Origin of the sequence: Rhizobium sp. N324 (assembly GCF_001664485.1) — a bacterium.
In the GTDB taxonomy this organism is placed as follows: Bacteria; Pseudomonadota; Alphaproteobacteria; order Rhizobiales; family Rhizobiaceae; genus Rhizobium.
The window spans coordinates 93,323-117,476 of sequence record NZ_CP013635.1 but is presented as its reverse complement, the minus strand read 5'-3'; the positions used below and the strand labels follow the sequence as shown (position 1 = coordinate 117,476).

The 24,154-nt window shown below is 58.9% G+C and carries 19 protein-coding genes and 1 pseudogene; 3 read left to right on the top strand and 17 right to left on the bottom strand.

The window, feature by feature from the left end; all coding sequences use genetic code 11:
- Nucleotides 1–60 precede the first annotated feature (60 nt).
- The 4 genes from AMK05_RS30520 to AMK05_RS30500 all read right to left on the bottom strand — a co-directional run bounded on the left by AMK05_RS30520 (nucleotide 61) and on the right by AMK05_RS30500 (nucleotide 4,709).
- Entirely contained in the window at nucleotides 61–1,047 is a 987-nt protein-coding gene (locus tag AMK05_RS30520; protein ID WP_064843939.1) for a LacI family DNA-binding transcriptional regulator, read from the bottom strand.
- Between the two features lie 63 nt (nucleotides 1,048–1,110).
- Nucleotides 1,111–1,974 (bottom strand): sugar phosphate isomerase/epimerase family protein, encoded by an 864-nt coding sequence (locus tag AMK05_RS30515; protein WP_064843938.1) that lies wholly within the window; start codon nucleotides 1,972–1,974, stop codon nucleotides 1,111–1,113.
- Between the two features lie 11 nt (nucleotides 1,975–1,985).
- Nucleotides 1,986–3,149, bottom strand: a complete 1,164-nt coding sequence (locus tag AMK05_RS30510; protein ID WP_064843937.1) for a Gfo/Idh/MocA family protein — start codon at nucleotides 3,147–3,149, stop codon at nucleotides 1,986–1,988.
- 492 nt (nucleotides 3,150–3,641) lie between these two features.
- Nucleotides 3,642–4,709, bottom strand: a complete 1,068-nt coding sequence (locus AMK05_RS30500; protein WP_064843935.1) for a glutamate cyclase domain-containing protein — start codon at nucleotides 4,707–4,709, stop codon at nucleotides 3,642–3,644.
- Between the two features lie 53 nt (nucleotides 4,710–4,762).
- On the opposite strand from AMK05_RS30500, the gene AMK05_RS35440 reads away from it, so the two are divergent.
- Nucleotides 4,763–4,915 (top strand): hypothetical protein, encoded by a 153-nt coding sequence (locus AMK05_RS35440; protein ID WP_171899887.1) that lies wholly within the window; start codon nucleotides 4,763–4,765, stop codon nucleotides 4,913–4,915.
- Here AMK05_RS35440 and AMK05_RS30495 read toward each other — a convergent pair.
- Complete coding sequence (locus tag AMK05_RS30495) at nucleotides 4,906–5,868, bottom strand: Gfo/Idh/MocA family protein (RefSeq protein WP_064843934.1); 963 nt, start codon at nucleotides 5,866–5,868, stop codon at nucleotides 4,906–4,908. The two genes, AMK05_RS35440 and AMK05_RS30495, sit on opposite strands and share 10 nt — an antisense overlap.
- A 47-nt stretch (nucleotides 5,869–5,915) precedes the next feature.
- Nucleotides 5,916–6,909 (bottom strand): annotated as a pseudogene (iolG, locus tag AMK05_RS30490) (inositol 2-dehydrogenase).
- A gap of 523 nt (nucleotides 6,910–7,432) precedes the next feature.
- Between iolG and AMK05_RS30485 the strand changes: the two are divergent.
- A complete protein-coding gene (locus AMK05_RS30485) occupies nucleotides 7,433–8,419 on the top strand; it encodes a LacI family DNA-binding transcriptional regulator (RefSeq protein WP_064843933.1) in 987 nt (328 codons plus the stop codon).
- Nucleotides 8,420–8,633: 214 nt separating this feature from the next.
- On the opposite strand, the gene AMK05_RS30480 is transcribed toward AMK05_RS30485, so the two are convergent.
- The 3 genes from AMK05_RS30480 to AMK05_RS30470 all read right to left on the bottom strand — a co-directional run bounded on the left by AMK05_RS30480 (nucleotide 8,634) and on the right by AMK05_RS30470 (nucleotide 11,410).
- On the bottom strand, nucleotides 8,634–9,122 hold the full coding sequence (locus tag AMK05_RS30480; RefSeq protein WP_064843932.1) for a GlcG/HbpS family heme-binding protein: 489 nt from the start codon (nucleotides 9,120–9,122) through the stop codon (nucleotides 8,634–8,636).
- A 105-nt stretch (nucleotides 9,123–9,227) separates the two neighbouring features.
- Complete coding sequence (locus tag AMK05_RS30475) at nucleotides 9,228–9,830, bottom strand: response regulator transcription factor (RefSeq protein WP_064843931.1); 603 nt, start codon at nucleotides 9,828–9,830, stop codon at nucleotides 9,228–9,230.
- The gene (locus AMK05_RS30470) at nucleotides 9,827–11,410 is read right to left on the bottom strand and encodes a sensor histidine kinase (RefSeq protein WP_143535783.1); all 1,584 of its coding nucleotides are present in this window, start codon (nucleotides 11,408–11,410) and stop codon (nucleotides 9,827–9,829) included. The genes AMK05_RS30475 and AMK05_RS30470 overlap by 4 nt, the downstream gene beginning before the upstream one ends.
- Nucleotides 11,411–11,588: 178 nt before the next feature.
- On the opposite strand from AMK05_RS30470, the gene AMK05_RS30460 reads away from it, so the two are divergent.
- A protein-coding gene (locus AMK05_RS30460; protein ID WP_094447701.1) for an IS3 family transposase occupies nucleotides 11,589–12,778 on the top strand; the annotation gives its coding sequence in 2 pieces (ribosomal slippage) (nucleotides 11,589–11,841 and nucleotides 11,841–12,778; 1,191 coding nt in all).
- A 507-nt stretch (nucleotides 12,779–13,285) separates the two neighbouring features.
- Here AMK05_RS30460 and AMK05_RS30455 read toward each other — a convergent pair.
- The 8 genes from AMK05_RS30455 to AMK05_RS30420 all read right to left on the bottom strand — a co-directional run bounded on the left by AMK05_RS30455 (nucleotide 13,286) and on the right by AMK05_RS30420 (nucleotide 24,052).
- Entirely contained in the window at nucleotides 13,286–13,957 is a 672-nt protein-coding gene (locus AMK05_RS30455; RefSeq protein ID WP_442966281.1) for an HAD-IA family hydrolase, read from the bottom strand.
- Nucleotides 13,958–14,016: 59 nt separating this feature from the next.
- Nucleotides 14,017–16,536, bottom strand: coding sequence for a methyl-accepting chemotaxis protein (locus AMK05_RS30450; protein WP_064843929.1), 2,520 nt, complete (start codon nucleotides 16,534–16,536; stop codon nucleotides 14,017–14,019).
- Nucleotides 16,537–16,745: 209 nt separating this feature from the next.
- On the bottom strand, nucleotides 16,746–17,810 hold the full coding sequence (fba, locus tag AMK05_RS30445; RefSeq protein WP_064843928.1) for a class II fructose-bisphosphate aldolase: 1,065 nt from the start codon (nucleotides 17,808–17,810) through the stop codon (nucleotides 16,746–16,748).
- A gap of 78 nt (nucleotides 17,811–17,888) precedes the next feature.
- A complete protein-coding gene (lpdA, locus tag AMK05_RS30440; protein WP_064843927.1) occupies nucleotides 17,889–19,328 on the bottom strand; it encodes a dihydrolipoyl dehydrogenase in 1,440 nt (479 codons plus the stop codon).
- A gap of 79 nt (nucleotides 19,329–19,407) precedes the next feature.
- Nucleotides 19,408–20,694 (bottom strand): pyruvate dehydrogenase complex dihydrolipoamide acetyltransferase, encoded by a 1,287-nt coding sequence (locus AMK05_RS30435; protein WP_064843926.1) that lies wholly within the window; start codon nucleotides 20,692–20,694, stop codon nucleotides 19,408–19,410.
- Between the two features lies 1 nt (nucleotide 20,695).
- A complete protein-coding gene (locus AMK05_RS30430; protein WP_064843925.1) occupies nucleotides 20,696–21,694 on the bottom strand; it encodes an alpha-ketoacid dehydrogenase subunit beta in 999 nt (332 codons plus the stop codon).
- Complete coding sequence (locus AMK05_RS30425) at nucleotides 21,695–22,726, bottom strand: thiamine pyrophosphate-dependent dehydrogenase E1 component subunit alpha (protein ID WP_064843924.1); 1,032 nt, start codon at nucleotides 22,724–22,726, stop codon at nucleotides 21,695–21,697.
- Complete coding sequence (locus AMK05_RS30420; RefSeq protein ID WP_064843923.1) at nucleotides 22,727–24,052, bottom strand: NAD(P)H-dependent oxidoreductase; 1,326 nt, start codon at nucleotides 24,050–24,052, stop codon at nucleotides 22,727–22,729.
- Between the last annotated feature and the right edge of the window lie 102 nt (nucleotides 24,053–24,154).

Sequence of the window (24,154 nt, the reverse complement as noted above, 5' to 3'; positions counted from 1 at the left end):
GGCGTCCGGAAGCACCCAGAATTGTCCGGACCGTCCTCCTCCTGTAAGGACGGCTAGTGATCACGCCGATTGTCGGAGCTGCAGTGTGAACGGCAGAATGATGTTCTTGATCTGCTCGTCATCGGGACGCGGCGTGGTAATCAGTTCGGCAATGGCCGGGCCGAAGTCCAAGGCCGGAACCTTCACTGTCGTAAGCCAGGGTGCCAGCCATTCGTTCAGGCGATTATCGTCAAAGCCGCAAACCACCAGGTCCTCAGGCACTTGCATCCTTCTCTCGAGGGCTGCCCGATAGACGCCATAGGCGATCATGTCGTTGGCGCAGAATATCGAGTATTTCTTCGGCTCGGCTTCGAGCAGGCGCGACGCACAGTCGTAGCCGGCTTGCATGGTATAGGCGCTCTCGAACTGCAGAACTTTGGCATCCTCCCCGATCCCGGCGAGGAAGCCGTCCAGTCGTGCGGTGCTGCCCGAATAATGTCGCGGACCGTGGATCGCCACGCAGTTGGTATAACCGCGCTCGACGAAATGGCGCCCGACCGCCAAGCCGGCCTGGAAGTTGTCGATCCCGACATAGGGCGCGAGAATTCCTTGAGCCGGGCGCCGGTTGACGAAGATCAGATTGTTCTGCCGTGCGGCCAGTTCGCGTAATTTCGGCGTATCGATCGCTCCCTGAAGAACGATTGCGCGCGCTCTCAGCCCCAGCGCGTCGGCAAGAAGCCGGTCCTGCTGGATCGCGTTCTCGCCGGTATTGGCGAGAACCATCGACAGACCGATCTCTTTGAGCGCGCTTTCCACCGACACGGCGATATCGGCCGTGAAGTGGTTGGTCGCGTCGGGCACCAGCATCATGACCACGCGACTTTGCGCAAGGCGAAGCGAGCGGCCGATCTCCGAAGGGGTATAGCCTAAGGACTTGGCCGCCCGGCGAACGCTTTCGATCTTATGAGGAGAGACCGAGTCCGCCTTTCCCGAGAAATATCGCGAGACGGTCGCAGTCGAAACACCCGACAAACGCGCGACGTCCCGGATCGTGGGGGGCTTTGACATCAATGCTCACCTCGCTGGTCGGAGACGCGCATCGTCCTGGTGCACGACGTCCGGTGTTAACGATTACATCCTATTGTCGATTCTTGCGTTTGCAGCATCGACGATTGGTTTGAGATATTCGAGGCAGACGCGGGCGACCCAGTCCGGCTCGATGCCGCGCTGGTGGAAGCCGCACTCCATGGAGAGGTATCCGTCGAAGCCGGTTTCGGCGAGGGCATCGATGAGGGCGGGAAAGTCTCCCCTTCCCATGCCCGGCGGCAGGCGGTTGTTGTCGGAGGCGTGGATATGGACGAGGTCCTTGCCCATGGCATAGACGTAGTCGCTCATCACTTCCTTTTGGGTGATGACGTGATGGCTGTCGAACATCAGGCGCACGTTCGGCTGGCCGACATCCTTCATCATGTCGATGGTGTTGTCGCAGGTATTGACGATGTTGCTGTCTTCCGGGGTGGGTTCGATGACGATCTCGACGCCGAAGTCCTGGGCGAAGCGGGCGATTTCGCCGATCGCCTGTGCCGCCCAGTCCCACGCCTGGCGGTAGGTGGTGCCGAAGATGTACCATCCCGGCAGGCAGATCAGCCGCTTGCCGCCCCAGTCGGCGGTGAGCTGGACCATGTCCTTGTAATGGTCGATCGCCCAGCGGCGCTCTTCGGGGATCGGCGATGCGACGTTGTTGCCGGGGCCGCCGCCATGGGCCGGCAGCATGGCGGCCAGCTCGAGCTCGTAATCCTTCAGCATCCGGCCGAGATCCTTGCGCCGCTGCGGGCTCAGCGTCGGCGGAAAGACATGCGGGCTGGCGGCGCCGATCTCGATGGCGTCATAGCCGATCTTCTTGATGCGGCGGATGGTTTCCTCAAGCGTATAGGCCGGCAGCCATGTCGGGTTGCTTGCATAGGGCCAGGTGTGCATTGCGAGCTTGATCGTCATCGAAGTCTTCCTCAGGCGGCGGATTGCTTGATGGTTTCCCAGGCGCCGTTCTGCCCGGAGACGAGAATGGCTTCGGCGATGCGCTCGATCTGCACGCCGTCGCGGAAGTCGGGTGAGGCCGGCTTGTTGTCGGCGATGGCCTGCAGGAAGTTGTACCATTCGATCGATTTGATATCGATGTAGCCCTGCCCCATGCCGGCCACCGGCCACAGCTTGTCGCCGAAGGGCTGGTTCGGGCCGGAATAGATGGTGCGGAAGCCGAAGGCGTCGGCCGGATCGTCGGCAAAGGCGACCCGCAACTCGTTGAGGCGCTGGTAATCGAAGGCGATCGAGCCGCGGGTTCCGTGGATCTCGAAGCCGAGCTGGTTATGATGGCCCCAGGAATTGCGCGTCACTTCGATCGTGCCGTGCGCGCCGCCTGCAAACTTGATCATCGTCAGCGCGGTGTCGTCGACGTCGACCTTGCCCTTTTCCGAGGAGGCCGCCCCGCTCGGGCCGAAGAAGCGGCCGGCCGGCAGCGGGCGTTCCGGGATGAAGGTCTTGACGATGGCGTTCACCTGCTCGAATTCGCCGACGAGCAGGCGTGCGGCATCGATCACATGGGTGCCGATGTCGCCAAGCGTGCCGGAACCGGCCAGCGCCTTGTTGAAGCGCCAGGAGAGCGGCTTTTCCGGATCGGCGCCCCAGTCCTGGAGGTAATAGCCGCGGAAGGTCAGGATGTCGCCGATGCGGCCCTCGTCGATCAGGCGCTTGGCCATTTGCAGGGCGGGCGTGTGGCGGTAGTTGTAGGAGACCATCGTCACCACGCCGGTCTCGTTGGCGGCGGCCAGCATCGCCTCGGCCTCGGCCACCGTCATCGACATCGGCTTTTCGCACATGATGTGCTTGCCCGCCTTGGCGGCGGCAATGGCAATCTCGGCATGGGTGCTGTTGGGGGTGCAGATGTCGACGATATCGATGTCGGGGCGCGAGACGACCTGGCGCCAGTCGGTGGCGTATTCGGCAAAGCCGTACTGCTTGGCGGCGTTCTGCGCCAGTTCCTCGTCGATATCGACGACCACCTTGCGCTCGATGTCGACGGGGGACCCGAACAGGATCGGCACGACGGCGGTGGCGATGGAATGGGCCTTGCCCATAAAGCCGGTGCCGATGAGTGCAACGTTCAACTTCTTCACTGATAAGCCTCCAATGGCGGGCCGTCGCATGCGCCGGTGCCCTGTTTCGAGATCTGCGGGAGCCGTGAAGGCTCGATCGCCAATTTGCGATGTTAACGTATACAACATCACAAAAAACACGATGTCAACGATTACATTTTCGTTGACGCAGGATTCGATCGGCGTCGTTCGCGATCAAAGGAGGGATGGCATGGTGGTAGGAAGTGGAGACGCCATGCGTAGCGGACGCATTGATCGCTGCCGCGGCCGCCCTTGCCCAAAGGCTCTCAAACCAGCAGTTTCGGGAGCGCCTTGCTGCAGGAACGCCTTTGACAAGCAAGGCTCAGATCGCGGCTGGCGGGGCAAATGTCGAGGCGTTCAAAAGATTTGTCGCGGTCGGCAATCCGACCGCGACGAGGTCATGGCAAATCGGCAAGACTCAGGCGCCGACGGCCGAGACTTGGGGCTTGCGCGTCTGCGTGCCGTCAGTCGCCTAGCCCTCGGATGAATCAGTCACTTCAACTGGCGCCAGTCGCCGCTGTCGCCTTTCCATCCGATGACCCGTCCGGCCAAGCGGTCAAGCGTGTTGCGCAGCGTATCAACGAGCCCTTCCCATTCTCGGGCGGAGATGCCGTCAACGGCCGGTTCCGGTCCCATGAACATGCCATCGACGCCCCCGAACGAGACGCACTGTTCTATGCATCTGCGTTCCAACGCGCCGTCGTGAAAGACTGTCGGTTTCTCCAAAAGTGCGGAAAGCGCGGCGATCAACCCGGTTGCTCCCCAATTCGAGACATTCGATACGATGAGATGATCCGCCGCGGTTGCCGCAGCAACGCCGCCGCGGCCGGGATGTCCGCTATCTCTGGCCTTGGGCGAGAAAGCCTTGAGATCTTCACCGATCAGCCCCATGCCAAGTTCGTTGCCGCCATCCCCGATGGCAATGAAGGGAATCTTGCGCTTTTTGGCGCTCAGGAAAAACTGGTCGAGATCGGCGACGAGATTGTCGAGCGGACGCCCGCCAAGTCCGTGGTAAAGGCCTTTGTCGTTCTGGCCGGGCCGCTCGATCGAGATCACCAGCGAAGGCTTTGTCACCTCGAGAAGCTGATCCGTGATGATCTTGCACCCCGTCGTATCTTTCGGGACGCTGCGAATATAGACTGGCCGGACGAAGTCGACCGACCTGATCTGGCCATCCTGAGGGAACGAAAGCGGCGCAAGGCCGGCGCCTCGGCATGTCCCCTCCATCATACCGACCCAATCGTCATCGGTCAGAATAACGGTCTCGACACCAAGCCCGAGGAAGAGCGCACGCGCGAGGAGCGCTGCGCCTACCGGGCCGTCGGTTTCCGGCACGCCGCCGCCTTCAGGAAATCCCGTCGCAATCACGATCGGGCCGCCGTTCTCGCGAACCACATCGACGATCAGGTTGGCGGCATCCATGCAGGCGGGACCAGGCTGATGCGATTGCAGCGCGTTGTAGATCTTGCCTATGAGGCCGACACCCGTCAGATCAAGCGTCATGAAGTTTTCGATCGTCTGGGCGATATTCTGGCCCTTGGCGTTTTGCAGATCAAGCATAGTTGGCTCCAGGTTCAAGCGTGAGTGGTTGGATAGGAGATGAATTTTTCTGCATGGACATTGCCGGCGCTCGAAAGGATGGCCGGTTTTTCAAAGTCGACATTGCGGGTGAAGAAGAATCCGGCGACGGCATTGGCCGTCTGTCGTTCGGCTTTCAATTGCGGGGCCTGGTCAAAATCCCCGCCTCCTCCACCCTTCAGGAATAGTCGATCTCGATCCGCCGCTTCTCCACGAGAGAGCGACGCGCGGCGTCCAAAAGCACAGCGGCATCGTAGGCATCGTCCAATGTCGACAGCGGCTCCTGAGACCTGGTCAGACACTCATCGAGAAAATAACTCTGCACTTGAAGGAAGCTGTCCCAATAGGTGGCGTCATCCCAGAACGGGATCGTCGCGTCGCCAAATTTGGTGACGTCCCACGGCACCACACCACTTCCGTCCATGCCGATGACCTTGAAGTAACAGGACCAAGGCTCGCGGCTTCGATCATCCGCGGAGAAGCTGCCCCAGAGGTTTGCAATTTTTCCGTCGGCATATTCTGCCGTAATCATCAGCTGGTCATGAGCATCCTTGTTCGTAAAATGAACATTGGTGCCGGTCGCATATACATGCGAAGGTCGCCCCAGGAAGTAGAGCAGGCAATAAGCGTGATGTATCATAAGCTCACGCATGGTAAGATCGGGTTCACCAATCGACGCGTCGTGCCGCTTGTTATAGATCGCCCAAAAGTTGACGATCTCCCCAAGACGCTCCGCTTTGATGTGAGCCTTCAATCGTCTCATGCTTTCTGCATAGATATAGTTGTGCGACGGCATGCAGGTTCGCTTCTGTTCCTTCGCAACATCTGCGAGTTCTTTGATCTGCGCGGCGACCTCGCAGAGCGGCTTTTCCAAAAGCACATGTTTTCCCGCCATGAGCGAACGTTTCGCATATTCGAAGTGTGAAGCTGTACTTGTCGCAACAAGCACGGCGTCGATACGCTGATCTCCCAGCAGATGTTCAAGCGTTGGATAGGCGGTCCCGCCGAACCGCTGGCAGAAGGCGTCGGCCTTGCTTGATGACCGGCTCCATCCCCCGACAAATGTATGGGAGCCAAGTTGGCGAAGGGCCTGGACATGAATCTCGGCGACGCGACCCAACCCGATAACTGCAACCTTCATGGTTTTCCCTGCCTTGAGTTGATGGAGGTATTTGTTGATAGAGATGGCTAGCGGGCGATCGACACGGGCCGGCCTTTTTGCCAGGACTGGGTTGCGGCATCTGCGATCAATTGCGCGCGCAGACCGTCTTGCGCATCGGGTGTGGGCTTGACGCCCGCCGAAACGGCTTTCACAAAATGCTCCATCTCGGCGAGATAAGCGGCTCCAAACCGTTCGAGAAAAAAGGGCTGCGCACGCGCACTTTCGAAGCCCGTGCTATTCGCGCTCTCGACGAGATTTTCGAGGACGTTCGAGACGCGCAGCATGCCTTTCGAACCATGTACCTCAAGGCGTTTGTCATATCCGTACGTCGTTCTGCGAGAATTGGTGATCTGGCAAATCCGGCCAGTGGAAGTCGTAAGGATGACTGCGGCCGTATCCACATCGCCCGCATCGCGGATCGTGGGGTCAACCAGGTTGGAGCCGACTGCATAAACTTGCACGGGCTCCTCTCCCAGGACAAAACGCGCCATGTCCAGGTCGTGGATCATCATGTCACGGAAAAGCCCCCCCGGAGCCTTTGATATAGCTGACCGGCGGCGGCGCAGGATCTCTGGACGTTATGGAGATCGTCTCGACATCGCCTATTTCGCCGTTGATGACCCGCTGTCGCAGGGCTCCGAAATGCGGATCGAACCGCTGGTTGAAGGCGGTCATGAAAGGCACCCCGGCCTTTTCAATCGCGTCGATGCAAATTCGCACTCGTTCCGAGGAAAGGTCGATCGGCTTTTCGCAAAAGATGGCTTTCTTCTCTGCCGCCGCTGCGTGGATCATATCAAAGTGGGTGGCGGTTGAGGTCGCGATCACCACCGCATCGACGTCGTTGGCGGCAAGGATGTCGGAGGGATTGCGCACCTCGACTCCAAAACGGCGCCCGGCGGCTTCGGCAGCGGATGCCGAAACGTCAGCGACGGCAACAAGCTTTGCCTGCGGAATTCGCTGAATCGAATGCGCGTGGACCTGCCCGATTCTTCCGCACCCCAGAATTCCTATGCGCATCATCGATCTTCCCTTCGCGACGAAAATACTGGCAGGTCGTATCCACCGGTTCGCTCCCCGGCGGACGCCGTAAATTTGTGGCAGCCGAACTGGATCCTCGGATGTTAACGTATACAACGACGAATTTTTGATAATGTCAACGATTACATTGCGCCTTCGTTGTGCTGGTCGAACGAGCGGAAATGTAAGCTGCCGCGCGATCGACCGGAGCGACCGGCCATTGGGAAGCACCCTCCTTTGAGGCGCGACCAGGTCTCCATCGGTCGCGTCGGAAATGCCGGTGTCTTGGAAGAGCTGTGGAGGGTCGAACGGCTAGGTTTGGCCGACCAGCAGTTCCCATGCCGCGACGCTCAATTTGCGGCTGCTTTCCTCGGCGGTCGCCCTTGTTCGGTGAACAAGCGGAAAATTGCTTGACGACAAGTTGTTGACCATGAAGGGTGCCTTTTGTCGTCAATCTGGCGACGCCATCCGAGACCTTCCGCTTCGACGAAGCGGATGCTAGAAGTAGTGATATGAGTTTTCCGCGATGACCAAGCCGCCTACTGTCAGAGATGTCGCGCGCCTGTCGGGTGTGTCTACGGCAACCGTGTCGCGATATTTTGGCGGAAAAGCCGATGCAGTCGCGCCTCACACAATTGAGAGCGTCAAGAAGGCAGCGGAGATTCTCGGCTATACTCCTTCGGAGATCGGGAGGTCCCTCCGTCTTGCTCGCAGCAGCGTGGTGGTGATGCTCGTGCCGGATGCGTCGAACCACTTTACCGCCGACGTTGCCGCATCTTTGGAAAATGCTTTGAAGTCGTCGGGGCTTTCGATGGTCCTGGCGAATGCGGCCGAAAACGCAGAGCAGCAGGATCGTCTGCTTGCCGACGCGCAGGGGCTGCGCGCGCAAGCCATCGTTTTACAAGGTGCGATCGATACCCCGCGGTTGCGCGAACTATGCTCCCGGCAAAAGAACATAATCTTCGTAAATCGCCGCCCGGCCGAGGGAATCGTCGCGCCATATGTGGGCGTCGACAATTTCGCTGCAGGTATGGCAGTCGGCCAATATTTTGCGGAGCGCGGTTATATCAACTGCGTCGCGATCCACGGTCCGAAAAGCTATTCGGGAAGCAGCGAGCGGCTTGATGGTTTCATAGCCGGTCTGGGCGATAGCGGTCCGGTCAAGAAGGTCGAGGCTGCCTATACGATGGAGGCCGGCTATGAGCAGGGGCTTAAATTGCTTTCAAAAAGCAAAAAGCGCCTCTCCATTTTCTGCGGCAACGATATGATCGCCTATGGTGTCCATCGCGCAGCGATTGAACTGGGGCTTAAAATTCCCGACGATGTCATCATGATGGGTTTCGATGACAACCGCCTAAACGATTGGCTGGCTCCCTGGCTGTCGACCGTGACGGTTCCCGCATTCGATTACGGGCCTGCGATAGCCCGGTTAATTGAGGCTCCCCAAGAGGATTACGCGGCGGGATCGAGAATCATTTTACCATTCAGCATCAAGATCAGGCAGTCGGCTTAGGTCCGAACTTGGTGCCTACCTGCAGCGCAGACCCGCTATAGCTTAACCGCTTGATGAGCGGCGGATTATTCAACTTGAACTCATAGGTATCGGCGTGCCCGATATCGGCAGACACAGGGCTGAAGGTTTGTTGCGACAGGCTCACAGCGCGCCAAGCGAGGCTTGCACGCCGCCAGCAACAGCGGCGGGCAAGCGCTACGCGAATGAACGAGGATTATTTCAGCTCCTCGGCAGCCCCTCTGATCGCGGCGACAGCGCATGCCTCGTCCAAATTAGCGCCGGGAGCACCACCGACGCCGATGGCTCCGATTGTCACGTCGCCAGTCTTGATCGGCACGCCGCCACCAAGCGCCAGAAAGCCCGGTATATTGACCAACTGAGCGGATGCCGGGATGCTTGCGGCATTTTCCGCCAGCTTCGAGGTCGGCATCCGCGACGATGCGGAGGTAAATGCCTTGGCACGCGCGGATTCAACCGTATGCGATCCGGCATTGTCAGCGCGAACCAGCGCGCGAAGGACGCCCGCGCGATCGACGACGGCCGCGGTCACGTTATATTTGTCCGCGGCACAGGCTTGAACCGCGCTTCTGGCGATTTCGACGGCAAGGTCTGACGGAATATTCTTTTCGGTGAGAAGCTCGGCCTCGGCCCCGCTCATCGAGAAGACAACGATAGAGGCGGCGACAAGTAAACTTTTGATCATTGTGTGGTTCCGTCCATGTTCGGAGAGTTGTTTCGTCCGGCCAAAGACTTAACAAAGCGGCTCGCTTCGCAGAATCCGTGTTCCCACCACCCTGCATAGGTAGAGCTACCTACCGTGCCCCTCGCCGGCGAGGGTCAGCCGCACGAACTCGGCCACGGAGCTGGTTCCAAGTTTTTCGGCGATCTTTGCCCTATGCGCATCGATGGTGCGCGCCGATACACCGAGTGCTGCCGCAATTTCTTTGCTTGCCCATCCGCCAACGACCATATCGAAAACCTGGCGTTCGCGATCGGTCAATTGCGCCAGTTGCAGTCGTGCTTCGCGGCGCTCCTGCCGCGCATCTAGCCTTGCGAAAGCCTGCTGAAGGGCCACGATCAGAACTTCGCTATCAATTGGCTTGGTAAGGAAGTCCTCGACCCCGGCTTTGAAGGCACGACGGCAGGCGACAACGTCACCGTGGCCAGTGATCATAATCGTTGGCCAGTCGATACCACGTCCGGTCATTTGCGCGTGAAGTTGCAGCCCCGAAACCATCGGCATGCGCAGATCAACCACCAGGCAACCCGGTTTCTCTTCACAGATATGTGCAAGGAACGTCCTGGGGTCGCCGAAGGCCTCTACGGCAATCCCATAGGTGCTGAGCAGAAAGGCGATCGCCTCCCTGACGGCTTCGTCATCCTCGACCAGATAGACCCTGTACTTGTTCACGGTGCTTCCCTGCTTGGTAGTCTTGGCAGCGTAACCGTAAACCTTGCCCCGCCTCCGGCGGAATTCTCCGCTTCTATTCTCCCGTCGATACGTTCGACCAGTGTTGCGCACAGGGATAGTCCCAGTCCCATGCCCTCGGGCTTGGTCGTGAAGAAGGGGCGAAACAATCTTGGCAGGGCATCCGTGGCGATGCCTGGCCCATTGTCGCTGACGATGATCTTGGCCTCGCAGCCCGCGGCCTGTGTCTCGATACGGATCGTTGCCGCTTTCGTGTCTGCGCCCTCAAGTGCGTCGGCTGCATTGCGTATCAGATTGTGCAGCACCTGTTCGAGCTCGATAGGGTCGGCCACGGCCTCCAGCGGCTCAGCGGCAAGGCTGCAGTCGAGGCGGATGCCGCGCTGCATCAAATCGATACTGGTTAGAGCCTCGATTTCAGTGACGATTCCATTGATTGCGCTCCTGACTGGTTCAGGCACCCTGTTGGAGGCATAGTCGCGCATCCGCTTCAGCATTTCCCCGGCCCGTTTGGCCTCGCGCACGTTGACTTCAAGCGCTTTGCAAATGGGGTGAATATCGAACGTATCCGCGTCCGTCAGCCTAAGCGCTGCCTGGCTGTGGCTAAGGATTGCGGTCAACGGCTGCGTCAGCTCATGCGCGATGCCTGACGCCATCTCGCCCAACGCATTGACGCGCGAGGCATGCGCGAGCATTGTCTCGCGTTCCTGTAGCACTGCACGTATCTCAGCTTCACCCACCGTCCGCCGCAACCGGAGGGTTGTCGATCGCTGGCGCAGTGCAAACATCGCCGCAAACAAAGCCAGCCCGGTCATGACGCCAAAGCCGACGACGTGCCTTGCCGGTAACAGCGCTGCAAGTGGTACGGACCGATCAAGCAACAACGACAGCTGCTGTTTTTCGCCGTCGATGACCGATTCGAAATGCAAGGGAGCAACAAACGAAGCGGCTGTATCGACGCCGTCCTGTGCTGGAAGATCGAGCAGGGGCTTTCCGCTGAGCATCAGGCGAACCTTGGCCCATGCCGGCCGTTCCTCGGGATCCAACAGAAGCCGGACATCGATGGAAAGCACCACCGCGGTTTCCGAAGGCGAAGACGCCTTTTTCGCCAGGAGATATCGCCCGTTTCGATTTTCGTAGACGGCAATCTTGCCTCGCTCCTGTTCAGCGAATGCACCGCGTAGCGCCGCCAGATCCTCGCTTTCGCCTTCCGGCACTCTCAGGAGCACTTTCACCCCGTGGTCCTCGGGCTCGGCGTCGCCGAGCGAGATAAGTTCGATCCAAGCGATACGGGGATAAAACCGGATGATGGTTTCCATCACGTGCCGAACGGCGCTGAATGAAGCAGGCTCCGGCCCGCTGGTAACCGCAATGAGGCTGGTCATATGTGCGTCGTGTTGTGCCACGCGCTGGGAGATCAATCGGTGCAAGGTCTGGCCGGCCGCTTCCAACTCATCGGCCAGCCGTTGCTTTGACGTTTCGATGGAATAAAGCGCAAACCCTGAAACGGCCACGCACCACAAGCCAATGCCGACGAGCCAATATTTAGAAGTGGTTCTGGTCACACGAACCCAATCGCGATTTGAAAGCAGCCGACACCGCCGTCCTCCACATAATTCAATATGCACGGTCGTAGATGTAAATTTGGCGTGAATGTCAACGATTACATTTTTGGTCCGCTGACCTGCCACTGCGAATTTCCTCCAGAATTGATTAGAGTCCGGCCCATCAAAGGACGGACGAATGAAGAAGCAGAGATTTACCGAAGAGCAGATAATTGCGGTGCTGAAGGAGCAGGAGGCTGGTGCGAAGGCGGCCGACCTCTGCCGTAAGCACGGGATTTCGGAAGCGACGTTTTACAACTGGAAAGCCAAATACGGTGGTATGGAAGTGTCCGAGGCCAAGCGGCTGAAGGCGCTTGAGGACGAGAACGCCAGGCTGAAAAAGCTGCTGGCCGAACAGATGCTGGATGCGGCCGCGCTCCGCGAGCTTCTTGCAAAAAAATGGTAGGGCCTGCCGCCAAGCGTGAAGCCGTCACGCATCTGAAGGCCATGATGGGTCTTTCGGAGCGGCGGGCCTGCCAGATCATATCCGCCGACCGCAAGACGGTGCGTTATCGGTCCTGCCGACCGCCGGAGGTGGCGCTGCGGGCAAAGCTGCGTGACCTTGCAAACGAGCGTCGGCGTTTCGGCTATCGGCGACTGTTCGTCCTGCTTCGACGGGAAGGAGAGCCGTCCGGCGTCAATCGCATCTACCGGCTTTATCGCGAGGAAGGGCTTTCCGTTCGCAAGCGCAAAGCCCGGCGGCGTGCTGTCGGCACGCGTGCACCGATCCTGGTCGAAGCGAAGGCCAATGCCCGCTGGTCGCTGGATTTCGTTCACGACCAGTTCGCTTGCGGAAGGAGGTTTCGCGTGCTCAACATCGTCGATGACGTGACGCGCGAATGCCTGGCGGCGATCCCGGACACCTCGATCTCCGGTCGTCGCGTCGCTCGCGAACTGACGACGCTGATCGAACGGCGCGGCAAACCGGGGATGATCGTCTCCGACAACGGCACGGAACTCACTTCGAATGCTATCCTTGCCTGGTCAAAAGATCATAAGGTCGAGTGGCACTACATCGCGCCGGGAAAGCCGATGCAGAATGGCTATGTCGAGAGTTTCAACGGGCGCATGCGCGACGAGCTGCTCAACGAAAGCCTGTTCTTCGGCCTCGACCATGCCCGAAGCGCCATTGCTGAATGGGCCGACGATTACAACCACTTCCGGCCGCACTCATCGCTCGGATACCAGACCCCGGCAAGCTATGCCGATACCATTGCCGCAACCGGCTCCAACGCTGCGCGAGATGAAAGCTTCGCGTTTCCGCCGGTTGCTCACACCGCGCCACTTGGCGTATTCAAAACCGCCGGGGCTCTAATCGCTGCCGGATGAAAGTTCGGTGGCAGGTCACCGCAAGTTGGCGTCGATGTACGCCGCACGCCCAATGCCGACAAGGATAAGGCGCAACTTGTGTGCCCCATGCGAGGAGCTTTCGGGAGTCATTTAGCGCCAAATGCGGCAATACGCCGACTTTGCAACCAGGGCCTGACGGGTGCTCGGCGCGCTGTTTTCTCCGGGCAGCGGAGCTCCGTGGCGCTTTTGAGTGCGAGCCATTCCGTTCAGAGCGCCCCGTCGCCCCAAGCAACCCAAATGTTCTCTCGTCATTTCCGCGTCATTGGTACTTGCGGCGCGACGATACGTGTCGAACTGAACCTAAAGCAATCGCTTGTTCAGTCTTGAGAGATCAATTGGTATCACATCTCAATATCTCCAAGGTGCGGTCGCGGTCAGCCACCGACGCGTGCGGGCCTCGGCATTGGGGCTGCGGGTGATATCGGTGGCGGCGCTGACCACGCGCTGTATTGGCCCGGCGCGCTGCCGCCAACGCCCCAAACATGGCTAGACCGCTTTGATTGACAGCAGCCCGTCTGCAGATATCACCGGCACGACATCCGTATAATCATTTATTGATGGGTAGATAGGGCATTCGAATTTATGCCCGGCGGCGGTGATGACCACTACATCCGCCCCCGCCGCGCGTCCGGCCCTCACACCCGCCTCAACATCCTCAAAAACAAGGCAACTTGCAGCCGAGACCCCAAGCCGTTTGGCGCCCAGCAGGAAGCACTGAGGGTCCGGTTTCCCTAGCGCGACATCTTCGCCGGTGACGATAACGCGTGGGATGGGCAGCCCTGCAGCCTCGAGACGCTTCTGAGCGAGCTTCTTTGACGCAGACGTAACAATCGCCCAGCGGTCGACAGGTAGAGCAGCCAAGAAGTCTGCCGCTCCGGCGATTGCGAAGACGTCTTGAACATCCTCGATCTCTGCTTGAGTGATCTTTGAAGCTTCAATTTCCGGATCGACGCCTGGAAGATTCAGTCGATGAATGGTGTCGATCGCTCTTTGTCCATGCATTGTCGGCAGGAACGTTACCGGATCCAGGCCTTGGCGTTGCGCCCAGGCACCCCAAACTCGCTCGGCTGCTGCTATGGAAGTCAGAATTGTCCCGTCCATATCGAAAAGGAAGGCCGAGAATTGCTTATTTGGATCGAGCTTCAACGGAGGGAGTATCCTTATCTGAGGGCGCCGAGCTGTGGGGTCAGCCGTCATGGAGAGGCGGCCAACCCCGGCTAGGCTGCCTTTTCGGCATGATCTAATGGATGGTCGGTCAGTGCAAAGGACCCGACCAACTGGACGAGGTCGTCGACTTGCTCCGCAAGCCGGCGAGTGGCCGCGCCGGCCTCCTCTGCCATTGCGGCGTTGCGTTGGGTCACGCTTTCCATGGTGCTGACGGCGTCGTTTATCTCGGTGAGGCTCTTGGCCTGGCTTTGGCTTGAGAGTGCCAACTGACCGACATCCCGGGAAACCTCGCCGATCTTCAGCGCGATATCGTCCAAGGCATGGCCGGCTTGCTGGACAAAGTCCACGCCCGCGTCGACCTCGGTCGTCGAATGATGGATAAGAGTTCCGATTTCTTTCGCCGCCACAGCGGCGCGTTGGGCAAGTTCTCTGACTTCATGCGCGACGACAGCAAATCCCTTTCCTGCTTCTCCAGCTCGGGCGGCCTCAACTCCAGCGTTTAACGCAAGAAGATTTGTTTGGAATGCTATTCCGTCGATCACGGTGACGATACTTGTTATGCGGTCGGATGCCTCCTTGATCCGGGACATCGCACCGATGGCATTTCCGACGATAACCAGCGAGCCATCGGCCTCGAGCTTGACGCGCTGTGTGATGTCGGCGGCACTCGCTGCACGCTTTGAGGCCTCCGCGACAGTTATGGTGATCTCTTCGATCGCCGCCGCGGTCTGTTCGATCGAACCGGCTTGCTGTTCATTTCTACGAGAGAGTTCTTCTGAGACATCCGCCAGAAGCCGGCCATTGGTGTGAATTTCGGCTGACGTCGCACGGACGTCCAGCATGGTCGAGCTGAGGTCGCTGACGGTGCTGTTGAAGTCCCGTCTGAGAGTATCCAGATCCCCGGCAAATGGGACTTCGAGGGTTTTCCGCAGATCTCTGCCCGCCAGATTCCTGAGACCGCCGGCAAGTGACGTTACTGCCAATTCAATGTTTTTCTGGGTGGAGGCTCGTTCGCGTTCGTTTGTGTCCCGCTCCGACTCCGCCAGTCTATGGAGTTCTTCCGTATGCGCCTGTATGGCAATCTTCTGAACGGCGTTTTCCTTGAACACTGCAAGTGCACGCGCCATCTCGCCGATTTCGTCTTTTCGCCGGTCTCCGTCGATCGCAATGTCCAACGAACCGCCGGCCAAACGCCGCATGATGTCTGTGATTGAACCGATCGGCCGCTTGAGCGTGATCACCAATGCAGCGCCTGATGCTATCGCGACGAGAAATCCAATCGCCATCGATGTCAGAGAGACCGAATTCGTCAACGACCGCTCGGTCGATGCCATTTGCCGCTGAGCGTCCGCAAATGCGTCCATCAGCCCCCAGATCTCGTTGATTTTATCAGTCGCGTGGCGGTACTGCTCCTCGCCACTTGCCCGATTGGCTTCCAGTCCGGCGGCGCTGTCGCGCAACTCACCGGCGATCTCCTCCACCTTTCCCGGGATCTCGCCGAAGTAGGGATCGATTGCCACCAACTCGGTCAGCAAGCTTACCTCCCCCGTATAGACAAAAAGGGTTCGCTCCACTGCCTTGACGTTATCCTCAATCGGTTCACCCAGGATGCTGGCGAAGGCGATTTTTACGTCGCTGCTGTTGCTTACAATCGAACGGAGCTTTTTCGTCACCTTGTCGGCGTCAAGTGAGCCACTGCTCGAACCATTCAGATCCGCGGCGGCCTGATCGACGGCTGCCACACTTTGCGCCTGCAATCTTTCCGATAAACCAGCCAAGTCGTTTGCGATGGCCAGCTCCTCAGGCTGCCCCCCTGTTCCCTGGTTCCCAATTTGGTTGAGGAACGTCAAAATCCGCTCGGCTGTCTGGGATCCGTCTCGCACGCCTAATGAATTGAGAAGACGGTCGGATTTCGAGAGTTTGTGTGCGAGGTCTTCCAACGATGCTCGCACGGCTTTTCCTTCCGGACGCAAAGACCACCCATCCGCCGACCGCAGTTGCGCCTCGAGATTTTCGCAGCTGTTAAGAATCGATTGAAGCGCCAGCGTCTCGGAAAGCCTTGATTTTCTTTTATTATCAAGCTGAGCAGCTTGGGCGACGATTTTGAAGGCGTGCTTGCCAAGTTCCATTTGGAGGGAATTCAGCGCGTTGAGTTGCGCGGCAATGTTGTTCGTTAGCCGCGAACGGTCCTGTCGAAGTGTCCATATCTCGTTGATGTGCTGCAGGATCGTGCGCGTAGCTTGCTGCGCTTTCCGCAATTCGCCAACAGCCTGGGCGTCCGGAATCTCTTCGACCATACGGTCGAGTTCGTCGATCTGTGCTGCAGTTGTATTGGAGGCTTGCTTGAATGTCGCATCATCGGGCTCACGAAGAAACGTGGTAATGCCGGCATAAACGGCCTTAAATCCTGAGAGCAGCCGGACCACGTCATTCGACGTGTTGAGTCGCGCTTCTAAGACCCCTGTCGCGTAAAGTCCCGTGGCGCCAACCGCGACGATCGTCATCAACAGCGGCAGAACCAGTATTATAACCTTGGTCTGAATCCTGAACCGCGCAAGAATCCTGTCCATTTCGCCCCTCCCAAAAGCACTCGCTGCTCCGAACTAAGACACCATGGCACGAACAGCTTAAATTTACCTTTCGGCGTTACAAATCGCGCCCATGGTGTGGAAATGTTCATGCGGCCGAGACCAGATGGCGGGGATCTATATAATTCCAGACAATTTGTATTGTGTGGGAACATAAGTTCTGGGAGTTTCCCTTGTCCCATAAATGACAATCAAGAGAAAAACGGATCGAGCGTACCGGACGCATAGCGCTTCGCCATCGCCGAAACTGGAAGAGCCGTAATCCGTTCCGCCTTACCGGCAGTGCCGAACTGTTCGAAGCGCTCTTTGCAAAGCTTGGTGAGCGCGGTCATTGCCGGCTTCAGATATTTGCGCGGATCGAATTCGCTCGGATCTTCCTGCAGGATCCGGCGGATCTGCCCGGTCATCGCCATCCGGCCATCGGTGTCGATGTTGATCTTGCGCACTCCATGCTTGATGCCGCGCTGGATCTCTTCGATCGGCACCCCCCAGGTGGGCTTCATCTGGCCGCCGTACTTGTTGATGATCTCCTGCAGCTCGACCGGAACCGACGACGACCCATGCATGACCAGATGCATGTTCGGCAGCTTGCGGTGGATCTCTTCGATGACGTTCATCGCCAGCACCGAACCATCAGGCTTGCGCGTGAACTTATAGGCGCCATGCGAGGTTCCCATGGCGATCGCCAGTGCATCGACTCGAGTTTCCCGCACGAATTTCACCGCCTCGTCCGGATTGGTCAGCAGCTGGTCATGCGATAGCTTGCCTTCAGCGCCATGCCCATCCTCGGCCTCTCCCATGCCGGTTTCGAGAGAGCCGAGCACACCGAGCTCGCCTTCGACGGAAATGCCGCCGAGATGGGCCATTTCGGTTACTTTCTTGGTCACGTCGACATTGTAATCCCAGTCGGCGGGTGTCTTCGCATCGGCTTTCAGCGAGCCATCCATCATGACCGAGGTGAAGCCTGCCTGTATCGCCGTCATGCAGCTGGCTGGATCGTTGCCGTGGTCCAGATGCACGCAGATGGGAATGTGCGGGTAGATTTCCACGACGGCGTCCATCATATGCTTAAGCATGATGTCGTTGGCGTAGGCGCGCGCGCCGCGCGATGCCTGCATGATGACAGGAGCATGAGCCGCATCCGCAGCTTCCATGATGGCGAGCGCCTGTTCCATATTGTTGATATTGAAGGCGGGGACGCCGTAACCCTCCTCCGCTGCATGATCCAGCAACTGCCTGAGCGTAATACGTGCCATTTGTGAATCCCTCCTGCCGCTGAAAAGCGCCCTGCTGTGTGTTTAACGCATGGTCGTGCTGCGTTTGGTGCTCGCGCCTCAAGCGTTCAGCACACGGCCATAGGCATCGAGCACCGCTTCCTTCATCGTTTCGGAGACGGTCGGATGCGGGAAGATCGTGTGCATCAGCTCTTCCTCTGTTGTTTCGAGGTTCATCGCCACGACGAAGCCCTGGATGAGTTCGGTGACTTCGGCGCCGACCATGTGGGCGCCGAGCAGTTCGCCGGTCTTCTTGTCGAAGATCACCTTCACCATGCCCTGGTCTTCGCCGAGCGCGATCGCCTTGCCGTTGGCGGCGAAGGAGAAGCGGCCGACGCGGATGTCGCGGCCGAGCTCCTTGGCCTTGGCTTCGGTGATCCCGACGGAGGCGACCTGCGGGTTGCAATAGGTGCAGCCGGGAACCTTGCCCTTGTCGGTCGGGTGAACATTCGGCAGGCCGGCGATCTTCTCGACGCAGACCACACCCTCATGCTCGGCCTTGTGCGCCAGCATCGGCGGGCCGGCGACGTCGCCGATCGCATAGATGCCGGCGACATTGGTCTTGCCGTAACCGTCGGCGACGACGCAGCCGCGGTCGGTCTTGATGCCGAGCGCCTCGAGGCCGAGATTTTCGATATTGCCCTGAACGCCGACGGCGGAGATCATCCGATCGGCGGTGATCTGCTGCACCTTGCCGTCCGACGTCTCGACATGGGCGGTGATGCTGCCGGCACCCTTCTCCACCTTGGTGACCTTGGCGCTGGTGAAGATCTTCAGGCCGCGCTTTTCCAGCTGCTTGCGGGCGATGGCGGTGATTTCGGCATCCTCGACCGGCATGATCGTCGGCATGACTTCAACGACCGTCACGTCGACGCCCATCGAGCGATAGAAGCTGGCGAATTCGATGCCGATTGCACCCGAGCCCATGACGATCAGCGACTTCGGCAACGCATCCGGCTTCAGCGCCTCGAAATAGGTCCAGATCCGCTTGCCATCGGGCTCGATGCCGGGCAGCGCGCGCGGACGGGCGCCGGTGGCGATGATGATGTGCTTGGCGGTATAGGTGCCCTCACCCTTGACGTTTTTCGGCAGCGGATGCTGCGGCTCGACCACCGGCTTCGACGACTTGCCGACGACGATTTCGCCGGGCTTCGTTAACTTCGCCTCGCCCCAGATGATGTCGATCTTGTTCTTCTTCATCAGGAAGCCGACGCCGGCGTTGAGACGGGCTGAGACGGCGCGCGAGCGGCCGACGACGGCCTTGGCATCCGGCTTGACGGTGCCTTCGAGAACGAGACCGAAATCCTTGAAGTGGTTGGCGTGATCGAGCACCTCGGCCGAGCGCAGCAGCGCCTTGGTGGGGATACAGCCCCAGTTCAGGCAGATGCCGCCCATATGCTCGCGCTCGACGATCGCGGTCTTCAGGCCGAGCTGGCTGGCGCGGATGGCGGCGACATAGCCGCCCGGACCGGAGCCGATGATGATGACGTCGTAGGACATCTGTTTTCCTTGAAAAAATTGGGGGATCCGTCGCGACTGGTTCGCGTCGCGGCAAGATCCCCCGAGGTCTGGGAGGAAACTAGATCAGCATACCTATCGGGTTTTCGATGAGCGTTCGGAACTTTCCGACAAGCTCCGCGCCAAGGGCGCCATCGACCGCACGATGATCGGTTGACAGCGTCACGGTCATGACCGTTGCCGCCGACAGCTCGCCTTGTGCGTTGACGACGGGCCTTTTCTCCCCGGCACCAACTGCCAGGATGGTTGAATGGGGAGGGTTGATAATTGCCGCGAATTCTCTCACCCCGAACATGCCGAGGTTTGAAATCGCTCCGGTGCCGCCCTGGTACTCAGCCGGCTTCAATTTCCCTGACTTCGCGCGTGCAGCGAGGTCCTTCATCTCGTTGGAGATGCTCGAAAGCGTTTTGGCTTCCGCATGCCGAATGATCGGCGTGATCAGCCCGCCGGCCACGGAAACGGCAACTCCTACGTCAACAGAATGATGGCGCAGGAGGCTCTCTTCCGTCCAAGACACGTTCGCGTCGGGCGTTGATCCAAGGGCCAGCGCGTAGGCCTTAATGATCATGTCATTGACCGACAACTTATATTTAGGCGTCCCATCTTCCATTGGCGCAGACGCGTTCAGCTCCGCTCGCAACTTGAGGAGAGCGTCGATGCGGCAATCAACAGTCAGGTAGAAATGCGGAATAGTGGTCTTTGCTTCCAGCAACCGCCGAGCGATCGTCCTCCTCATAGGCGTATGAGGTTGCAAATCGAACGTGCCTTCGGCGAACTGTTTCAGGGAGCCACCAGACGCAGCGTCTTGCCCCATATTCTGGGTTCCAGCGGGCGCCGGCAGTGCAATAGTCGCTTCGGCAACGCGAACCTTCGAAACGTCAGCACTGATAATCCTTCCACGGGGGCCGGTTCCCGCCACGGATCCCAGATCGATGCCGCTTTCCCGCGCGAGGCGTCTTGCCAACGGCGTAGCCCTAATTGAATTTCTGGCATCCGGCGATCCAATATGGCTTGGTGCTTGGATCAGTTCGACCGCGGTCATGTCGGAAGCCGCGGCCTCCATGGGGTTGGCCGGAGCAGGCAGGTTAGTCGCGGCCTGATATTCCTCACCCTCCTCGTAGAGCCAGGCGACTGCCGACCCTACGGCGATATCAACGCCTTCTTTGCCGGTGATGTTTCGAAGAATGCCCGTAACGGGGGAATCTATCTCCATCGCTGCCTTGTCGGTTTCGATCTCGAACAGGACGTCGCCCTTCCCAACGCGGTCACCTTCGTTGAAAAACCACTTCGAGATCTTTCCGGTCGCCATATCCATGTCGACCTTCGGGAGAATGATTTCTGTTGCCATGCTATCTCGCTCCCCTCACAAGATCCCGTGCTGCTCTCAAAATGTCTGGGACTTGTGGAACGGCAGCCTTCTCAAGCTCGGGATTATACGGGATCGGCGTTTCGGAGCCCCCAAGACGGACGATCGGTGCATCCAGATAGTCGAACGCATCGCTTTCGGCGATCATGGCACTTATTTCCGCACCGACCCCAAGTGTCTTAACGCCTTCATAGACGCAAAGGAGCTTCGTCGTCTTTTTCACGCTTGCGATCACGGTCGCCCGATCGATCGGCCGCACCGAACGGAGATCGATCACTTCGATGTCAATTCCTTCGGCAGCCAGTTGTTCGGCTGCGTCGAGGGCTTTATGAACCATGATCGACGTCGCAACGATACTGAGATCTTTACCCTGTCGACGGACCTCTGCCTTATCGAGAGGAACCGTGTAGTGACCTTCAGGAACCGGTCCCTTCATTTTATAGAGGAGCTTGTGTTCAAAGATCATCACCGGATCGGGATCGGCGACAGCGGCAAGCAGCATGCCCTTAACATCGTGTGGAGTGGCGGGCTGGACGACCTTCAAACCCGGCACATGTCCCAGCCAAGCCTCCAGGCTCTGGCTGTGCTGGGCGGCAGCCCCGGTCCCAGAGCCGGCTGGAAACCGCATGACAACCGGCACTGACACTTCGCCGCCGAGCATGTAGCGCATTTTTGCGGCCTGGTTGACGATTTGCTCCATCGCAAGGGCGGCAAAATCCGAGAACTGAAACTCGAATATCGGCCGCAGTCCCGTCATCGCCGCACCGACAGCCACGCCCGCGCCGCCAAGTTCAGAAATTGGAGTGTCCATCACGCGATCCGGCCCGAACCTGTCGATGAGGTCGCCCGTTACTTGAAAGGCGCCACCGTAGACGCCGATGTCCTCGCCCATCAAAACGACGCGCTCGTCCGCCTCCATCGCGATGGCCATCGCCTCCTGGATCGCCTGGGAGTAGCTGAGTTCTCGAACACTGGTGTCCATTTATGCCTGCTCCGTATAAACATTCTCAGCCAGCTCAGAGACGTCAGGGGCCGGACTTGTCTTTGCAAATTCAATACCTGCTGCGATCTCATCGCGAACCGATTGGCGGATTGCCTCCAGCTCTGCGTCATTCGCGACGCCGAATTCGCGCAGTTGTGTTTCGAACCGGACGATAGGATCGCGGTTGCTCATCCAGTCGTCGATTTCGTCTTTCGTGCGGTAGCGGTTTCGATCGCTCTTGGAGTGACCGCGGTACCGATAGGTTTTGCATTCGATGAGCGATGGCCCCTCGCCGCGCTTGGCGCGTTCAACGGCATTGTGAGTGGCTTCGGCCACCTCGGAGAGCACGTTCCCATCGACGATGACGCCTGGCATGCTGTAAGCGGCTGCGCGGTCGGCGATATTGGCAACCGCCGTGGAGCGCGCGGTCGAGGTCGACATGCCGTAGCCGTTGTTTTCACAAACGAAAATGACCGGCAGCTTCCAAACGGCAGCCATGTTCAAGGCTTCGTGAAAGGCACCTTCGTTGTTTGCACCGTCGCCAAAGAAGCAGATGACCACCTTTCCGGTTTTCAGCCGCTTGGATGTCAGCGCCGCACCAACGGCGATGGGCAAACCGCCTCCGACGATTCCGTTGGCGCCGAGATTGCCGGTCGTAACGTCCGCAATATGCATGGAGCCGCCGCGGCCGGCACAATAACCGGTCGTCTTGCCGAAAAACTCCGCGAACATGCGCTTGACATCCGCGCCCTTGGCGATGCAGTGGCCGTGGCCTCGATGGGTCGAGGTGATCTGATCCTGTTGCGTCAGCGGGAGGCAAACGCCCATGGCGCTTGCTTCCTGGCCGATTGACAGATGCATCGTCCCGTGGATGAGGCCACGTGTGTAACTCTCCTCAGCGCCCTCTTCGAACTGGCGGATGAGGTGCATCTTCCGAAGAGCGTCCAGCAACTGCTCGCGAGGATATTGTCGGTAGATGAAGGGCAGATTGCTGGGATCGGCACTCTTTATCACTCTTGCTGAATTCGCCATTTATGCCTCCCTGCCGTAAACAAGCGCGTCTTGCTTGGCGCGCAAGGCTGCAAGACGAGAGCCTTCCGCGACCGATGCGTTGCTGTAGGTGATCAACTCGCCCTTCTTGATCGGCGCGGTAACCTTGCCCCCTTGCAACATTCCGCAAGGAATAGCGGCGGCGCTTCGCGCTTCAGGCGCGGTCATGATCCATGCGCGATAGCAGTACTCGCCGATTGCATCGAGCTTTTCGCCGGGCTGAAGATCCTTCTTGGCCACCGCACACACCTCGGCGACAGGGGTGGAAAGAGGGACCATGTCCGGCTTCCCGTAAAGAACGACACGGGCACATGTGAGCGGCACTTCCAGTGACGTAAGATGATAGGGCCGGTGGAAGGTGAAATACGGCCCCTTCCCCATCTTGAGGTCTTCCATACGCTCCGAGATCCGCGGATGCGACATGTCCGCAACGACAAAGACGCCAGGGGCTACACCCTTGCCAATTGAATAATCGACGACGCCGATCTTGGAGAGCACGCCGCCGTCTTTTTCGGGCACGAGGACCTTCGACAGTTCGTCAAGCGTGGCCGCCGGACCGTGCATGCCAGGTTTATCCGGCACAAGTCCTGTCGCGTTTGCGATGGCGGCCATTTCCACCATGGTTTTCGAGCCGTCGACGAATTCGACAAGCATGCGAACGTTCATGTTCCGACGCGTCGCTTCTTCGGCGTATTGGTCCGGGACCGCGTCGATGTTCAAGGGGTTGTTTTTGCCCTTGCCTGCGGCAACGATCGGATGGCCCATCGCCGAAACAAACTCGATCAGCTCGATGCAAGACGACGGTTCATCTCCGGCGCCGAGCGAATAAGTAACGCCAAGTCGCTCGGCCTCGCTTTTGAGATAGGCGCCGATCGTGACGTCCGCTTCGACGTTCATCATCACGAGGTGCTTGCCGTGCTCCATGGCCGACAGGCCTATTTCCGCACCGACGGCCGGGACACCCGTGGCATCGACGACAACATCGATCAATCCGCTGTTGAGGATATTGGTGGCGTCGGCGGTGATGGCGATCTTCCCGGCTTCGATCACATCGTTGAGTTGGTCAGCGGTCGCGGCTTCGCGATGATGGCCGTCGGCCCGGTAAGCAATATCAACGGCCTCGCGAGCGCGGACGACGTTGAGATCGCAGATTGCCCCGATCTCGATACCGGCCATGTGGGCAACGCGGGTCACGATGTCAGTGCCCATCTCCCCGCTCCCAATCAACCCAATGCGAATAGGCTTTCCCTCGGTCTCTCGACGCACGAGATCGCGTGCAAGCCCGGTTGGCGCAACGTTAATGGGCATTCCAATCCTCCCGAATTCATTCGAGGCAATTGGTACTGTACATTTGTTACATCGTCAACAACTATGTTCTTACTATCCGCGTATTCGAGCCGATCAACGCTA

Bases quoted from the DNA above. Each gene is read 5' to 3' on its own strand.
- AMK05_RS30520 (WP_064843939.1), bottom strand. From the start codon at position 1,047: ATGTCAAAGCCCCCCACGATCCGGGACGTCGCGCGTTTGTCGGGTGTT.
- AMK05_RS30515 (WP_064843938.1), bottom strand. From the start codon at position 1,974: ATGACGATCAAGCTCGCAATGCACACCTGGCCCTATGCAAGCAACCCG.
- AMK05_RS30500 (WP_064843935.1), bottom strand. From the start codon at position 4,709: ATGCTTGATCTGCAAAACGCCAAGGGCCAGAATATCGCCCAGACGATC.
- AMK05_RS35440 (WP_171899887.1), top strand. From the start codon at position 4,763: ATGGACATTGCCGGCGCTCGAAAGGATGGCCGGTTTTTCAAAGTCGAC.
- AMK05_RS30495 (WP_064843934.1), bottom strand. From the start codon at position 5,868: ATGAAGGTTGCAGTTATCGGGTTGGGTCGCGTCGCCGAGATTCATGTC.
- AMK05_RS30485 (WP_064843933.1), top strand. From the start codon at position 7,433: ATGACCAAGCCGCCTACTGTCAGAGATGTCGCGCGCCTGTCGGGTGTG.
- AMK05_RS30480 (WP_064843932.1), bottom strand. From the start codon at position 9,122: ATGATCAAAAGTTTACTTGTCGCCGCCTCTATCGTTGTCTTCTCGATG.
- AMK05_RS30450 (WP_064843929.1), bottom strand. From the start codon at position 16,536: ATGGACAGGATTCTTGCGCGGTTCAGGATTCAGACCAAGGTTATAATA.
- fba (WP_064843928.1), bottom strand. From the start codon at position 17,810: ATGGCACGTATTACGCTCAGGCAGTTGCTGGATCATGCAGCGGAGGAG.
- lpdA (WP_064843927.1), bottom strand. From the start codon at position 19,328: ATGTCCTACGACGTCATCATCATCGGCTCCGGTCCGGGCGGCTATGTC.
- AMK05_RS30435 (WP_064843926.1), bottom strand. From the start codon at position 20,694: ATGGCAACAGAAATCATTCTCCCGAAGGTCGACATGGATATGGCGACC.
- AMK05_RS30430 (WP_064843925.1), bottom strand. From the start codon at position 21,694: ATGGACACCAGTGTTCGAGAACTCAGCTACTCCCAGGCGATCCAGGAG.
- AMK05_RS30425 (WP_064843924.1), bottom strand. From the start codon at position 22,726: ATGGCGAATTCAGCAAGAGTGATAAAGAGTGCCGATCCCAGCAATCTG.
- AMK05_RS30420 (WP_064843923.1), bottom strand. From the start codon at position 24,052: ATGCCCATTAACGTTGCGCCAACCGGGCTTGCACGCGATCTCGTGCGT.